Consider the following 15,368-nt stretch of genomic DNA (forward strand, 5'->3'; position numbering starts at 1 on the left):
CTTCCCCGCCGCCGGCCCATCTATTTGCCAACAGATACCAATTAGTATCCCTACAGTTCACCTATTCGTTATAGCCTGAGCTAGTGTCTAACCGATCAATAAGCAAGAAGCAAGTTGCTGCCTGGGCAGCGTGGGACGCGGGCAGCGCAGGAATCAACGCGGTTGCCACTACCTTCGTTTTCAGTGTCTACCTAACCTCTTCAGGATTTGGCACCGAAAACCACACCACCCAAGCGGTCTCTTTCGGCATGGGCATTGCCGGCTTGCTCGTCGCCCTCACCGCCCCCATCACCGGGCAGAGGGCCGATCGCCGCGGCAAAGGCACGGCCTGGCTCGGGATCTTCTCGATGATCGTGGTGGCCGCTCTAGCAGCCATGGCACTAGTTCAACCAACCCCTTCCTACCTGTACTTCGGGGTATTCCTGCTAGGTTTGGGAACCGTCTTTTCCGAATTTGCTTCCGTAAACTACTACGCCATGCTCCCACGAGTTTCCACCCCACAAACCGTTGGACGCATCTCCGGACTGGGATGGGCGTCCGGTTACTTTGCGGGCATATTCTTGCTGCTCATACTGAACTTTGGGCTTATTTCCGAGGACGCCCTCATTCCCGTTTCCCGAGAAAATGGCTTGCCGGTGCGCGTGGCAATGCTAGTAGCGGCAATCTGGTCGCTGCTGCTTTACCTGCCCGTACTGAAGGCCGTTCCTGGCAGGGCGGTGCCGGGTGCCGATCAGATGGAACGCGAATCTTTCATCCAGTCCTACAAGAACCTGTGGCAGACGGTAAAAACTCTGTTCCATAAGTCGCCCCACCTGCTCTACTTCCTATTTGCCTCCGCTATCTTCCGAGACGGGCTTTCCGGAGTCTTCACCTACGGCGGCATGATTGCAGCCACCACGTTCGGGTTCTCCTCGGCCGAAGTACTTCTATTCGGCGTCGCCGCCAACGTCGTGGCCGGCATCTTCACCTTCGGACTGGGCTACTTTGACGACAAATTCGGCCCCAAGTCGCTGATGGTGTTGTCGCTCAGCTCCCTGGTGATCGCCGCCCTCGCCATCTTCTTCATGCACGATGGTGGGAAGGTCGTCTTCTGGGTGCTAGGCCTATTCCTGTGCATTTGGGTTGGGCCTGCACAGTCGGCGTCTAGGTCTTTCCTGGCCCGCCGTATTCCCAAAGGCAACGAGGGCGAGGTCTTCGGTCTGTACCAAACCACAGGTAGGGCGGCCACCCCGCTGGCGCCGGCCATGTTCGGGTTCTCGATCTGGCTGGGCGGCAAGATTACTGGGCTGCAGAACGCCACCTACTTCGGCATTCTAGGGATCGGTTTCGTGCTGCTGGTTGGGCTGCTACTGCTGCTGCCTGTGCGCGCCGCCGATGCTCGCCTAGAGCACATTAGCCACGAAAACTAGGCTGATTACGTGTAACTGGTGCCTCTATTCGAGGGGGGCTCCCTTATTGGGGGGGGGCTCCCTGGTCGCCTTTTTCTTTTTTTCCCCCCCCCGAAAGCCTATCGTCTTGCTCGCGGCGCATTGCCCCGCTCAAAGCACATCATTTGGTCCAAAGCACACCCTACGGCGCACTTTTCGATAGGCCGCCAACTGTTCAATGTGCTTTCGACGTGGATGCTATTAGCAGCCCTTAACGCACTACCACGAATGCTCTAGCGCTCTCGTTGCCCGAGTATAGGTATGGCGCAACGGCCGCCCAGATTGCTTGCACAACTGCAGAAAATATCTGGCGTTGGCATTACTATCTTGCAAATCGTTCCAATTCGTCCTGATTACCTTAATGCCACCAGACTGAATCAGATTCTGGCGAGAATGCTCGGCATCAATCGTCTGCTGAGTAGTTCGTTTGCTCAAATCCACATATTTTCCAAAACCGTCAATCTCAATCGCAACCCCATATTTAGGGAAATATAGGTCCAAGTAAAAATGCTTCTGAACTGCCCAGACTTTATGTTGGAGGACATATTCCAGCCCAGACAGGTAGGCACTATAGTGCGCCAAAGATTCAGCAGGCGATTCGCAAAGCGGACTAGCTATAGCAAGCAGCTCCCGCGCTCCCCTAATACCGCGGGTAGAGGCATTCCTATTCAGGATTTCAAAGATACTTTGACGCGCAATTGCCGCGTAGCCATCTACATTGCGAGTGCGGAGCACAGATTGGGGGATATACGTGCGAAGTGCCGCATCCAATATTGCGAGCGCCTGCGCCCCAGACGCATTCATTGCTGCCTGGGCACATGTCTCTTGGAGGCTGGAGGCGCAGAGGCTACCTTCTAACTTCGTAGTAGCTTTCGGTCGACGCCGGTGACCACGAGCAAGCGCACTGCCAAAGACGATGGAATCCCCGCCCTCGGAAACTGCCCGCCCGCCAGGAAGTACCAGATGGGTGCTGAGTCCCGAACTGAAATCTATGTGTGGCAGCGACCCAAATACAGGTAGTTCGTGTAGTAACGCTGCTGCTTTGCCAATAAACACCAGTTCTTTCTTACTTCGCGCCTGGATAGCCAGCATCCGTCCTAGTGCAACAAAATTACGCAGCTGCCAACGTCGCAAGCCTGGCGGTATTCGAAAGCAGAATGATCTGCCCGCATCGACAATACTTCCAGTCTCAATGCTTTTGCTGAGCGCGCGGCGACTTACGGATGACTTGCGCAATAGTTCTGGCAACATTTGAATCCGATCTGAGGAGGAGATCTGCTCAGATTGTCGCCATGTACAGATTTTATTTCCAGGCTACTTCTTACACGCCTGTGGATAGTTTTGCTGAGGATAGCTTCTAGAATGCCGAGAGCACACCATTTTATCCAGGGCATACCTTACTGCACGCATTCCGATACGCCGTCGACCATCCGATAGGCTTTCGACACAAATACTGGTTAGAGGGCGGCTACTGCCTCAGCCAACTGCAAATCTAGCGGAACGGTGATCTTGAAAGACATGGAGTCGCCGGGCACTAGCACCACCTGTTCGCCTACTGCCTGCGCTATTGCCCCATCGTCTGTGAACGCACTGACATCGCCAACTTGCCGGTAAGCCTGACAAATAAAGTCCGCATCGAAACCTTGCGGAGTCTGCATTGCCCTCAGCCCACTTCTATCGACGAGGGCGCCCGCCACCTGGCTTGCCGAATTTTGGCTCCCGTCCGCACCCACCTGGCGAATGGTATCCGTGACCGGGACAGCCGGAAGCACAGCATTAGCCCCGGCCTCTAATCGTTCGATGATCCTCCGGAGCACTTCGGCCGGAGTAAATGGTCTTGCCGCATCGTGAATAAGCAGCATCGCGCCCTCGGCCTGCGTATTCGGCCAGGCTGCATTATCGCTGACCGCTTCGATACCGGCACGCACGGAAGTTTGCCGGTCAGTGCCGCCCGGCACGACCCTTACGCCTGGGCCGACGAGCGCACCAAAACGGTCCACCCATTCGACCGGCGCGGTCACGCAGATGCGCTCTACCTGCGGATCCGCTTTGAAAATGTCGAGCGAGCGGGACAGCATGGACCGCCCCGCTACGTCAACCAGCGCTTTGGGGCCCTCACACCCCAGGCGCACCCCCGATCCGGCGGCAGTGATGACCGCCCAACAGGGCCGCACTACTTCGCCTTTTTGGCTTCCTTGACCTTTTCGGCGGCCTCTTCGGCTTCGGCCTGCAAGGTCGGATCAGATTCTGCCAACACCTTGTCTAGCTGGGCGGTGGCTTCCTCCTCGTCAGTTTCGCGAGCAAGCGCCAGCTCGGAAATCAGAATCTGCCGAGCCTTTGCGAGCATCCGCTTTTCACCTGCAGAAAGGCCCTTCTCGTTGTCGCGGCGGGACAGGTCGCGCACAACTTCAGCTACGCGCACAATGTCACCGGTAGCAATCTTTTCCACGTTGGCCTTGTACCGCCGCGACCAGTTAGTGGGCTCTTCGGTGTTCTGTTCCATAAGGACCTCGTGGACTTCCTTGAGCCCCTTCTGATCCACCACGTCGCGCACTCCCACCATTTCGCAGTTTTCTGCGGGAACTTGGATGGTCAGGTCGCCCTGCGCCACGCGCAAAGTCAGGTAAAGTTTTTCTTCGCCCTTGAGCATGCGAGTCGAGACATCTTCGATAACGGCCGCACCGTGGTGCGGGTATACGACTGTTTCGCCGACTTCAAAGGTCATGTTTTTAGCCCCTTTAACCATAGTTTCAGACTTCCATCCTAACATGCGCTAGGCCCGCAGCCCCGCATATCGCTGCGGGCAAAGACCGCCTGGATAGGCAGAACGCCCTATTAGTTGGCTGGGTGGCTGGTAGCCCGAGGACTGGTGATCTTGTAGCCGAGCCCACGTACCGTTACCAGCAGTTTCGGTTTGGAGGGATTGCCCTCGATGTGCGACCGTACCCTCTTGATGTGCACGTCCAGCGTCTTTGTGTCGCCTATAAAGTTGGCGCCCCACAGCCGATCCAGGATCTGCCCGCGAGTCAAGACGCGATCCCGGTTCCGCAGCAACAGTTCCAGCAATTCGAATTCACGAAGAGGCATGGTTACTTCCTTGCCCCCCACCAACACTTGGTGCCGTTCCACGTCCATGCGGACGTTGCCAACCTCTAGCACTTCGCTGTCTAGGGCGTCTGTGCCACCACGGCGCAACACCGCTTTGATGCGTGCGGCCAGTTCTCGATAGGAGTAGGGCTTCGACACGTAGTCATCCGCTCCAACCTCAAGCCCGACGACGCGGTCTACCACGTCGTCGCGGGCGGTCAACATGACGATTGGTACCGAGGACGTCTTCCGGATCTGCCTGCACACTTCGACTCCGTCCACGCCGGGCAGCATCAGGTCGAGCACCACCAGGTCAACATCGTTGGCGGCAAAGGTCTTGAGGGCGGTTTCCCCGTCCTCGCACCCAATTACTTTGTAGCCGTCCTTTTCGAGGTTGAAGGTTAGCGGTTCCAGAAAGTTTGGTTCGTCCTCGACCACCATGATCGTGACCATGGGCTGCACCCCTCCTTGTTAGTCGTCGTTGCCGCGCAGCTCAGATGCTTCGGGTAATACAAGGGTAAATGTTGATCCTGCTCCTTCGGTAGACCAGCAGGTCACAGTACCTCTATGCTCGGCAGCAATGTGCTTTACGATTGCCAATCCCAGCCCGGTGCCCCCAGTTTGGCGAGACCTGGCTTTGTCGACTCGGTAGAACCGTTCAAAAATACGGTTGCGGGCTTTAGCGGGAATGCCTATGCCGCGATCTACTACGGCTATTCGCACCAGGTCATCTTCAACTTTGGCGGAAACGGATACGGGAGTGTTGGGTTCAGAATAGCGGATCGCGTTGTCGATTAGGTTGCGAACGGCAGTAATGAGTTGGTCGCGATCGCCGTACACGCGGGCATAGCAGGGGTCGCCTACCTTCAGGGTTACCCCGGATTCTTCAGCCAGGATGCGGCAGCGGTCGGTTGCTTCGCGCACCACCGAGTCGACCGTTACGGCTATCCCCTTCGCTAGCGGGTCTTCAACTGACACGCGCGACAGGTCCATGATGTCGCGGACGAGGGCGGAGAGCCGGTCTGCCTCTTTTTCCAAGTTCTTTGAAAAGCGGGCCACGGCTTTGGGATCGTCCGCGTTGTCGCGGATAGTCTCGGTGAGCAGGCGGATGGCTCCGATTGGTGTTTTTAGTTCGTGCGAAACGTTGGCGGTGAAGTCGATGCGCATGTCTTGCACCCGTTCGGCGGCTGAAACATCCTGTACCAGGATGAGCACCAACCCATGTGCCAGTGGGGCTACGCGCACTTGCAGGCGCAGTGGCTTAGGCGGATTTCCGCCCTTGTCGACGATTAGTTTACGTTCGCTGACACGCCCCTGGGAGCGCAGTTCATGCACGTCACGCAGCAGCTCTTGGCTCACTACCTGGTCGTTTTGAATGAAGCCGTAGGCGAGGGCGGAGGCACCGGCGCGCAGCACCCTGTCTTTTTCGTCAAGCACAATGGCGCTACCGGGGATTACCGCAAGCACTGAAAGTAGGTCAGAGGAAAGAACTGGCCGTTCAATTTCGATTGGTTTGCGGCGGGATCTTTCAGAAACGAAGTAAGCCACCATAGATCCCACCCCTACAGTGAGGCCCAGGAGTGCCGCGAGAATGGTTACGCCTAAGCTCATTTTTAAAACATACGCCGAAGTAGGACGCGGTGACTAACGCAACTGTAGGATTAACTCATTGTTCACTTAGATACCGACTTCAGTTCACTGGTGACTGGTTAGATAAAAGCTGCACAACTATTGGTCTAAGGAGCCTCATGCGTCAAGAATTTATTACTCAGATGGACACTCTAGACGAGGACCTTCTGCGCATGTCCCGTTACGTACGCCGCGCTATGGAGCGCGCTGTTGAAGCGATGAATACCTGCGATGTGGTGGTTGCAGAACAGACCATCGACGCCGACGATCGAATCGACGAACTAGCCGATCACGTCGATGACCAGTGCGTGCAACTGCTGGCCTTGCAGGCCCCGGTTGCTACGGACTTGCGCATTGTGATCACCTCGCTGCGCGTGTCGCAGACTTTGGAGCGCATGGGCGATCTGGCCAGGCACGTCGCCCAGATCGTGCGCCAGTCTCACCCGAGCAAGCCAGCCCCGGAACCTATCCAGCAAAAGATCGATCAGATGGCCAAGCTGGTTGTGCAGGCGGCTCACAACGTCGTTGATGCCCTCACTGATAAGGACATTAAGCTGGCCGGTAAGATCCAGGACCAGGACGACGCGATTGACGATCTAGAAATCGAAATAAATAAGCTGGTGCTGGATGAATCTATCGAACTATCCAGGCAGCAGATCGCGAATATCTTGCTATTGGCCCGATTCTTTGAACGCTTTGGCGATCACGCAACCTCTGTAGCTCGCCGGCTCGCATTTCAAATTCAGGGCATTGCCGTAGCACATGCCCACGACTTCCCCGCCGAAGGGAACTAAACGGGAAGCTGGTAGGTGCGCCCTCTTCCGTTTACTAGCGGCGAGGGCGCACCTAGATTTTGCTCGCAAAGCGGGCATAAAAAATGGGGCCGGGATAATTCCCGACCCCATTTTTTAAGGCTACTTGCCCTGGTTTGCTACAGCTTCAATCTTTGCCTGTGCATCCGGATCAAGATAGGTGCCGCCAGCCTTTACGGGCTTCAGAGTTTCCTCGTCTAGTTCGTAGTAGAGCGGTACACCGGTCGGAATGTTCAGACCCGAGATCTCCTCGTCAGAGATGCCATCTAGGTGCTTGACGAGCGCACGCAGCGAGTTGCCGTGGGCTGCCACCAAAACGGTCTTGCCAGTTTTCACTGCGGGAAGGATGGTCTGCTCCCAGTAGGGCAGCATGCGTTCCAGAACGTCCTTCAAGCACTCGGTGGCAGGAATAGGTTCGCCCTGGTAGCGCGGATCCTTGTCTTGGCTGAACTCGGAACCAAGTTCGATCTGCGGCGGCGGATTGTCGTAGGAACGACGCCACTGCATGAACTGCTCTTCGCCGTATTCGTCGCGAATTTCCTTCTTGTTCTTACCTTGGAGGGCGCCGTAGTGACGCTCGTTCAGACGCCAAGAGCGCTCCACCGGAATCCAGTGACGATCGCAAGCGTCCAACGCGAGGTTTGCAGTGGAGATGGCGCGACGCAACATAGAGGTGAACAGCAGGTCAGGAAGAATGCCCTCCTTCTTCAGCAGCTCACCTCCGTGAACTGCCTCTTCGCGGCCAGCTTCGGAAAGCGGCACGTCAACCCAACCAGTAAACAGGTTCTTAGCGTTCCATTCGCTCTGCCCATGGCGGAGCAGTACTAGTTTGTAAGTCATACTTTTATCCTTTCACGCTCACGGCATGCACAAAAGAGGACCAATGGCTTAACTGCCACATTGCAGAGTGAATTAGTCTTCGACTTCCTGAGCGTAGCGCTCACGAATTTCTACCGGAATACGGCCACGATCGGGAACATCAAGCCCCTTTTCCCGTGCCCATTCGCGAATTTCTGCAGCCTTAGTCTTGCTTTTAACTGCGGTACCGGAACGACGCCGTCCACCAGTCCTGCGCCCCGCATCAACCCATGGCTGCATTAGTTCTTGGAATTTCTTAGCATTTTCGTCGCTAAGATCGATTTCATATTGGACGCCCTGGTACCCAAACTGAACTGTGGACGCAGCCTGCGAACCGTCAACGTCGTCTAGCAAAATCGTCTTCACCATCTTGGCCATATTGCGTGCTCCTTATTTATCTTCCTATGTCACCATCACCGTATAACGATTAATTCATTTTCTGCAATAGATAAAGCGTGCAGCATTATTATTTTTCATATTGGAAAAATTTTTGACGCTAGCTCGAACACCCCATACCATTCCAAGGAATTTCTCAGGATTGCAAGCGCTTAAGATTAAAATAGACTAATGTTTGCTACCTTACCTGCGATCCCAACCCTTCAACATATAAGGCAACTGGATACCGGTTTATCGCCGGCGCACTCTCGCACCTCTTTTAAAGGTAAGGTTGGGTGAGCTTTAGGAGGAAAAATGCTTACCGCTATTGTCATGCTCAACATAACGCCCGCCAAGATCACCACCGTGGGAAAAAAGGTGGCCGCTATAGACGGGGTAGCTGAGGTCTACTCCACCACCGGCGAAGCCGACTTGATTGCGATCGTGCGCGTGTCGTCTCACGACGAAATAGCCAAGGTAATTTCTGACCAGATCGCTAAGGTCGAGGGCGTGGAAAAACTGATCACCCACCTAGCTTTCCGCACCTACTCACGCGAAGATCTCGACGCCGCTTTCGACATCGGGTTAGATTAGCACCCTTCCGTAAAGTCGACCCTGCATGCTCAAACATTCAGTAGTGTCATAACTCTCAACTGCGCAATTGCACTCAGTGCAAACGGCGCGTACCATCTTCATACGTGAACGTACGACGCATGCCTCGCACCGCGTCCTCATCCAGGGACGCCATACTCGCAGCCATCGATGCCACCATCGAGGGCGGCGAGTTGAGCGAGCTTACCGCTACTGGACTCGCCCGCAAAGCGGGCGTATCCAGGCGCACGATTTTCAACCACTTTGCCTCGTTGGACGAAGCAGTAGTAGAACACTGCGCACAGGTCTTTTCCGCCCTCGGAAATGCAATCTTGGAGCGGGACACAAATCCCGAAACTGCCACGGTTGCGGACCTTTTTCACAACACAGCTAACGCACTTGTAGAAGCCGATCTACCTGAACAAATTGCCTATTTTGATCAGGTAATTAACAGCTTTTCTAGCAGACAAGAAAAAACTAATCAGCTTTTTGGACAGGTTTTTGGCCAGCTGAGCTACGCGTTCCAGACAGGACTACAACAGAAATATCCCAATATTTCCGTACTCGATATACGTCTCACTGTTGGTTCGCTGTTTCTTGCCGTATCGCTGTGCGCCCGCGAGTGGGTTCCGAAATATTCACCGGTTCCCGGCCATCTCTCTAGGAAGGCTCGCGAGGATTGGCAGGAAAATCTGCAGCATGCATTTGCACGCCTAGAATCCGGCCTCGGCCGCTAAAATAGGCACTTTTACTAAAGGAAGACTTATGGCAAAACTGTTGGAACGACTGGGCCGCTTTTGCGCCCAGCACGCCTGGGCGGTTATCGTTACCTGGGTAGCGATACTTGCCCTATCTTTCGTGGGATTTGGGTTATTCCACGGCCCAATGTCCACAACTATCGACCTACCAAATACTCCCACCTCGAAGGTGGCAGACCAGCTATCGAAGAACTTCAAGAAAGCTTCCGGTGGCAGTAGTCAGATCGTTTTTACGGCGACAGACAAATTTACCCCAGAACAGCGCAAAGGCATCGCCCAGGCGCTGAAGAATGCTGAAAAGGTAAAGGACGTCAAGACTGCCACTGATCCGTTCGCCGCACAGCAAAAGCTGGATAGGGGAATGCAGAAGATGGCTGCCGGCGAGCACAAGCTTGCCGAGGCCGAAGAACGGGCCAAGGCGGGTCAGGCTCAACTAGACCAGGGCAAGAAACAGATCGAGGCCGGACAGGCCCAACTCGATCAAGCCAAGGCAGCCATGCCAGAGGCGGAGGCTCAGCTTGCCCCGCAGCAGGCGGAGCTGGATCAGCAGAAGCAGCTGCTAGAAGAAAAGCAGCGGGAGCTAAATTCCGGCAAAGCAAAATTAGACGCTAAGAAGAAACAACTCACTGACGGCAAGGCCATGGCTGACATGGCCGCCGGAACGCGCATGATCTCGAAAGACGGAACCGCCGCCATCAGTTCCATTTCTTTCGACAAAGAGCTGATGGATGTTTCGATGGATTCCAAGGCCGACTTGATGAAGGCCATCAATGACACCGACATGCACGGCGTCAAGGCCCATTTCGGCACTGACCTGGCACGTACTATGCCGCAAATGGTCGGCCCAGGCGAGATAGCGGGAGTGGTGATCGCAGGCATCGTCCTTTTGCTCATGTTAGGCACCCTGATCGGTGCCGGACTGCCCCTAATCAATGCACTGTTAGGGGTCGGTATCGCTGTAACTACCGCAATGGCCTTCTCAGGCATCGTCGACATGTTCTCGGTAACCCCTGTGCTCGGCTTGATGTTGGGGCTCGCAGTTGGCATCGACTATTCCCTATTCATCTTGAATAGGCACCGAAAGCAGCTACTGCGCGGTATGGGCCTAATCGACTCGATTGGCGTTGCCAACGGCACCTCGGGCGGAGCCGTGGTGTTCGCTGGATCCACCGTCATCATCGCCCTGTTGGCCCTAAACGTTACGGGCATTTCAATTGTTGGCATGATGGGCACCGTCGGAGCTTTCGCGGTTTTGACCGCCATCCTAGTGGCAATTACCCTAACACCCGCCCTCCTAAAGCTAATTGGACTACGCATTCTTCCTAAGAAAGCACGTGAGGGGCTCGGTCAGCATCCAAAACCGCACACCCTTCCTGCGCCCATGGGCACTATGCGGGCTACCGTGACCGTGGTGGCGGGTTTGCTGGTGTTGGCAGCTCTTGCTATTCCGTCTTTGAACATGCGTCTTGGGCTACCTGACGCATCCTCGGAAGCGAAGGAATCTGAGGTTCACCAGACCTACAAGATCATGCAGGATAAATTCGGCGACGGCATGAACGGCCCACTGTTAGCCGTTGCGGAATTGGACAAACCGATCGCCCAAGACGCCGTCACCTCGAAACAGGTAGAAATCGGCAAGCAAATTAACAAACTCGCTGAGGTCGCCGCTGTGGTGCCAGTGGGCGCCTCTGACAATCACAAGCTGATTGCCTACCAAGTAGTACCCAAACACGGCCCGTCGGCCAAGCAGACTGAGACTCTAGTACACCAGCTGCGCGACATGGACCACGGCTACAAGATGGGAGTTGCCGGATCGACCTCGGCAATGATCGACGTTTCGGAAGTTATTTCGGACGCGCTTGTACCGTACCTGCTGATCGTGATCGGGCTGTCTTTCCTGATCTTGATGGTGGTGTTCCGCTCTATCCTGGTGCCGCTGACAGCAACAATCGGGTTCGCCCTGTCCGTGCTGGGCGCATTCGGAGGGGTCACCTGGGTGTTCCAGGAAGGACACTTGGCGTCGCTATTCAACATCACAACCCCCGGTCCGGTTCTGTCATTCCTACCGATCATAATGACGGGCATTCTGTTCGGATTGGCAATGGACTACCAGCTATTCCTAGTCTCGGGCATGAAGGAAGCCCACTCTAAGGGGATCGACGCTCGTACGGCAGTACGTGAAGGATTACATTCTGGCCGCACGGTAGTTATAGCGGCAGCGACCATTATGACCGCAGTCTTCGCCGGGTTTATTTTCAATTCCAACCCGATGATCAAGTCAATTGGCTTCGGTCTGACGCTGGGCATAATCCTGGACGCGTTCATCGTACGTCTACTAGTAATTCCCGCGCTCATGCACCTACTGGGAGACGCGGCCTGGTGGCTGCCAAAGTGGTTGGACAAGATCCTGCCGCACCTAGATGTAGAAGGGGCAAACCTATCTGTCCCAGCATCCGCGAAAGGTGACGGTTCCACGGCAGTTTAGGTAGCGATAGGGCAGAAAAGTGGGGGCCTTTTTGGCTCCCACTTTTGCTGTTAATAGCTGCTAGTCGAAGGGCACCAGCAAGTCTGCACTTTGCGCGTCCTCTTCTATGAGGGCGGCGTTGGCTTCGTCCACTTCCTGCACCCATTCGCGCGCAAACTGGGGTGGCTTGCCGTAGCGCATGTGCCGGTTGACGAGCCGCGATATTCGCAGTTCTGGCGGTGTATCCACAAACCACACCTGGTCAAAAAGTTGGTGGATACGATCCCATTCATCCCTTGCTAGCAGCAGATAATTGCCCTCAGAGATGACTACCTTGGCTTCTACGGGTACTCGCAGACCGGCAGCTATCGGCTGCTCCAGATCGCGGTCAAAAGACGGCACATACACGTCCTCGCGTCCAGCTTTGATCCGTTGCAGGGCCGAAAAATACCCCTCGGTGTCGAAGGTATCCGGCGCTCCTTTTCGGTCCAGGGTGCCGCGGTCGGTTAGCACCGCGTCGGAAAGGTGGAAGCCGTCCATGGGTACCCAGGCGGCTTCGGGAATCCCGTCCAGCAGAAGCTTCGTGAGGGTTGTCTTTCCGGCGCCGGGGCATCCTGCTATGCCTATCAGCACGCGCGAGGACGAATTCGCGCACAGCGCTTCGATACGCGTAAGCAGCTGCACCACTATTTCGGCGCGGCTTCCATCAATGCTCTCCACGACCCAAGTCTACTTTGCGAAGGACTATTTTGGCTCTACGCCAAGCCCTTCAATAATCTCGGCGTCCGGCAATGCCTTTAGCAGTTCACCGGTAATAAAGAGCTTGGAGCTGCGCAGGCCGGAGCCGATGCAAGCCCAACCTTCCGTGCACCTGGTGTCGATCAGCAGCCGCCATTCGGAGGGCAACCCGACCGGCGTGATTCCGCCGTATTCCATTCCCGAGGCCTCCACTGCCTTTTCCTGAGGCCAGAAGGACGCTTTGCGCACGTTCAAGGTTTTCTTCACCACGTGGTTGACGTCGGCGAAGGTGTGAGCGCGCACGAGGCAGGCGGCGACTCGTTCTTCGCCGGCGCGTTTGCCTGCCACCAGAATACAGTTGGCGGACAGCGACAGGTCCATGCCGAATGCTTCGGTCATCGCTTCCGTGTCGGCTAGATCAGGGTCGATTGCCACTGCCAGCGCCTGGTCGGCGAGCTCAGGATTGTCGGCCACCACAGCCTCCAGTGCCTCCGCTACCGGAGCTGCTAGTAGATCAAGGTTGTCCAGGGCGGGTTTCGGTTCAACGCTACCAATGCCAGGAATAGTGCTCACGATTAGGCCTTTCGGGTTAGCTTGTCACTACGCTAGCGCGCGGGCGAGCGGAGTTCATCCCTTAGTCCAAATTCTGAAAGTCCTAAGTCTCTTCCCAGTCCAGGCAACGTTTGCGACAATAGGGCTTATGAAAGCTTTTCTACTTGAAGACAGGGATGGGCGAGCTGCGGGGCGCGTTTGCGAAGTGGGCGAAGACGCTCTTGGGGAGGGCGACGCCCTCATCCGTGTCGAATATTCTTCAGTTAACTACAAGGATGGCTTGGCCGCTTCGGGAAAGGCCCCGATTGCCAGGTCGTTGCCGCTGATTGGTGGTTGCGATGTTACCGGCACGATCGAGCAGCCCGGGCAGACCGGCTTGGCGGTGGGTACTCCCGTGACCGTTACGGGCGCTTCTCTTTCTGAGAAGCATCCGGGCGGATACTGCGAATACGTGCGAGTACCGTCTTCATGGGTCACTCCCCTGCCGCAGAACATGGATACGTGGACCGCTTCGGCTTTGGGCACTGCCGGTTATGCGGCGGCGCTGGCCGTACACAAGTTGCAAGCGGTGGGGTTGCCCGACGGACCGGTTGCGGTTACGGGCGCCAGCGGCGGCGCTGGGCTACTTGCTACCGCACTTCTTGCCAAGGCTGGGCGCGAGGTACACGCGTTCTCGCGTAAAGACAACGTGGCTGAGCTGTTGCAGATGGCGGGGGCAGCCCAGATCGAGTCCTACCCGGACTTTGGGCATCGCCCTCTAGAAAAGTCCCGCTGGGCTGGCGGTGTAGACGTGGTTGGGGGTACCACTTTGGATTGGCTGCTGCGTAGCGCCAGCACGGGTGCCTCCGTAGCTGTCATTGGCAACGCGGCGGGCAACAAGTTGCAGACCAACGTGCTGCCCCTGATTCTGCGTGGCATCAACGTCCTGGGGGTTTCTGTCACGTTCCTTGCTCCGGAATTGCGGGCCCAGCTTTGGCAGAATCTTGCCGAGGGCGTCAGCCCGGATCTGCTGCGGGCACTCGTGCATACTGTCCCCCTTGATGAAGTGGGGACGGCGCTGGATACGATCGCTGAGGCAAATGCGCTGGGAAGAACGGTTGTAAAGGTCAAATAGCCTCTTCGACCGGCCAATTTAGCTTTCCTTAGGAAATTCTAAGGTTTGCTTAACGGTGTGTTCAGAATGGATCTTTACAGTATGTGTTGTGAGGCTGATGAAGCCTCCAATGGGGATAACACAGAATATCTTTTCTGAGATGGGGAACGCAGTAGCGGGACGGCAAGGCCATCCCGCTACTGTTCTTTCAGCCCGGCTACTTTCGATAGCGCTAGGGACAGGCTGCCGCCTTCACACCAACTCAACGCAATTGCCAGGAAATTCCAAGGTTAGTTTGCTGGTATCCCAAGGTTGACTACCTATAGTGGTAGCCACAAGGAGCTAGAAACTTACTTCTAGATGGGGAACAACTTCATATTCTTTTCTGAGATGGGGAACGCAATAGCGGGACGGCAAGGCCGTCCCGCTACTGTTTTGTTCACCCCTTTTGTCTTTATGAGGCCGAACATGGCGCCTGAAATACAAGTTAGTATGGCCGGGGAGGAAAACATGAAACTTGCTGAAGCTTTATCCGAGAGGGCCCAGATTCAGGCTCGCCTGACGCACCTGAGCCAGCGCGCCCAGAACGTCATTAGGGTGCAAGAGGGCGAAGACCCAGCCGAGGATCCGGCTCAGCTGATCGAGCAGGCCGAGGCGCTGCACCAGAAGCTGCAAAATTTGATTATGCGCATCAACAGGACTAACTCGGCCACTACTTTTTCCGGGGAGCAGACTATTTCGGATGCGATTGCGGCCCGCGACAACGCCCAGCGCAGGCATATTTTCTTCTCCAATTTGGCAGACAAGGCAGCAGCGCGACAGGATCGTTTCACTCGTATGGAAGTAAAATTCATGCCCGCCTACCCGGTTTCGCAGTTGCGCGATCGTGCCGATGACGCCGCTAAAGAATACCGCCACCTGGATTTGCAACTGCAGGAACTGAATTGGACCACCGAATTGGTTGATTAGTTTTTAGTTGGTAGC

At 55.7% G+C, this 15,368-nt stretch carries 16 protein-coding genes; 7 read left to right on the forward strand and 9 right to left on the reverse strand.

Features of this window, described 5'->3' with window-relative positions:
- Positions 1-83: 83 nt before the first annotated feature.
- Complete coding sequence (locus QP400_RS08100) at positions 84-1,409, forward strand: MFS transporter (RefSeq protein ID WP_004806933.1); 1,326 nt, start codon at positions 84-86, stop codon at positions 1,407-1,409.
- Between the two features lie 237 nt (positions 1,410-1,646).
- Here the strand turns inward: QP400_RS08100 and QP400_RS08105 are convergent, their stop codons facing one another.
- From QP400_RS08105 to QP400_RS08125, 5 genes are all read right to left on the reverse strand, one after another.
- Complete coding sequence (locus QP400_RS08105; RefSeq protein WP_141740518.1) at positions 1,647-2,561, reverse strand: putative endonuclease domain-containing protein; 915 nt, start codon at positions 2,559-2,561, stop codon at positions 1,647-1,649.
- Between the two features lie 323 nt (positions 2,562-2,884).
- Positions 2,885-3,601 carry a 2-C-methyl-D-erythritol 4-phosphate cytidylyltransferase gene (gene ispD, locus QP400_RS08110; RefSeq protein ID WP_004806938.1) on the reverse strand — a complete coding sequence of 239 codons (717 nt, stop codon included), beginning with the start codon at positions 3,599-3,601 and terminating at the stop codon, positions 2,885-2,887.
- On the reverse strand, positions 3,601-4,152 hold the full coding sequence (locus QP400_RS08115) for a CarD family transcriptional regulator (RefSeq protein WP_004806940.1): 552 nt from the start codon (positions 4,150-4,152) through the stop codon (positions 3,601-3,603). The genes ispD and QP400_RS08115 overlap by 1 nt, the downstream gene beginning before the upstream one ends.
- A 110-nt stretch (positions 4,153-4,262) precedes the next feature.
- Positions 4,263-4,967, reverse strand: coding sequence for a response regulator (locus QP400_RS08120; RefSeq protein WP_004806942.1), 705 nt, complete (start codon positions 4,965-4,967; stop codon positions 4,263-4,265).
- A gap of 18 nt (positions 4,968-4,985) precedes the next feature.
- Positions 4,986-6,125: a sensor histidine kinase gene (locus tag QP400_RS08125; protein WP_004806944.1), complete on the reverse strand. Its 1,140-nt coding sequence runs from the start codon at positions 6,123-6,125 to the stop codon at positions 4,986-4,988.
- A gap of 137 nt (positions 6,126-6,262) precedes the next feature.
- Here QP400_RS08125 and phoU point away from each other — a divergent pair, with 137 nt between their 5' ends.
- Positions 6,263-6,937 (forward strand): phosphate signaling complex protein PhoU, encoded by a 675-nt coding sequence (phoU, locus tag QP400_RS08130; protein ID WP_004806946.1) that lies wholly within the window; start codon positions 6,263-6,265, stop codon positions 6,935-6,937.
- A gap of 120 nt (positions 6,938-7,057) precedes the next feature.
- Here the strand turns inward: phoU and QP400_RS08135 are convergent, their stop codons facing one another.
- A complete protein-coding gene (locus tag QP400_RS08135) occupies positions 7,058-7,795 on the reverse strand; it encodes a phosphoglyceromutase (protein ID WP_004806948.1) in 738 nt (245 codons plus the stop codon).
- A 72-nt stretch (positions 7,796-7,867) separates the two neighbouring features.
- Positions 7,868-8,191, reverse strand: coding sequence for a histone-like nucleoid-structuring protein Lsr2 (locus QP400_RS08140; protein ID WP_004806950.1), 324 nt, complete (start codon positions 8,189-8,191; stop codon positions 7,868-7,870).
- Between the two features lie 312 nt (positions 8,192-8,503).
- On the opposite strand from QP400_RS08140, the gene QP400_RS08145 reads away from it, so the two are divergent.
- The 3 genes from QP400_RS08145 to QP400_RS08155 all read left to right on the forward strand — a co-directional run bounded on the left by QP400_RS08145 (position 8,504) and on the right by QP400_RS08155 (position 12,022).
- Positions 8,504-8,782 carry an Lrp/AsnC family transcriptional regulator gene (locus tag QP400_RS08145; RefSeq protein ID WP_004806952.1) on the forward strand — a complete coding sequence of 93 codons (279 nt, stop codon included), beginning with the start codon at positions 8,504-8,506 and terminating at the stop codon, positions 8,780-8,782.
- Positions 8,783-8,886: 104 nt separating this feature from the next.
- Positions 8,887-9,516, forward strand: coding sequence for a TetR/AcrR family transcriptional regulator (locus tag QP400_RS08150; RefSeq protein ID WP_141740519.1), 630 nt, complete (start codon positions 8,887-8,889; stop codon positions 9,514-9,516).
- A gap of 28 nt (positions 9,517-9,544) precedes the next feature.
- Positions 9,545-12,022, forward strand: coding sequence for an MMPL family transporter (locus tag QP400_RS08155; protein WP_004806956.1), 2,478 nt, complete (start codon positions 9,545-9,547; stop codon positions 12,020-12,022).
- A gap of 60 nt (positions 12,023-12,082) precedes the next feature.
- On the opposite strand, the gene QP400_RS08160 is transcribed toward QP400_RS08155, so the two are convergent.
- Together QP400_RS08160 and QP400_RS08165 are read right to left on the reverse strand one after the other, a co-directional pair.
- Positions 12,083-12,721 carry a nucleoside/nucleotide kinase family protein gene (locus QP400_RS08160; protein ID WP_004806958.1) on the reverse strand — a complete coding sequence of 213 codons (639 nt, stop codon included), beginning with the start codon at positions 12,719-12,721 and terminating at the stop codon, positions 12,083-12,085.
- Positions 12,722-12,745: 24 nt separating this feature from the next.
- Entirely contained in the window at positions 12,746-13,312 is a 567-nt protein-coding gene (locus QP400_RS08165) for a YbaK/EbsC family protein (protein WP_004806959.1), read from the reverse strand.
- A gap of 127 nt (positions 13,313-13,439) precedes the next feature.
- Here QP400_RS08165 and QP400_RS08170 point away from each other — a divergent pair, with 127 nt between their 5' ends.
- Together QP400_RS08170 and QP400_RS08175 are read left to right on the forward strand one after the other, a co-directional pair.
- The gene (locus QP400_RS08170) at positions 13,440-14,405 is read left to right on the forward strand and encodes an acrylyl-CoA reductase family protein (protein ID WP_004806962.1); all 966 of its coding nucleotides are present in this window, start codon (positions 13,440-13,442) and stop codon (positions 14,403-14,405) included.
- 489 nt (positions 14,406-14,894) lie between these two features.
- Positions 14,895-15,353, forward strand: coding sequence for a DIP1984 family protein (locus tag QP400_RS08175; protein WP_040315257.1), 459 nt, complete (start codon positions 14,895-14,897; stop codon positions 15,351-15,353).
- The last annotated feature ends 15 nt before the right edge of the window (positions 15,354-15,368 follow it).

Origin of the sequence: Winkia sp. UMB3158, from assembly GCF_030217145.1 — a bacterium.
Taxonomy (GTDB): domain Bacteria; phylum Actinomycetota; class Actinomycetes; order Actinomycetales; family Actinomycetaceae; genus Winkia; species Winkia anitrata.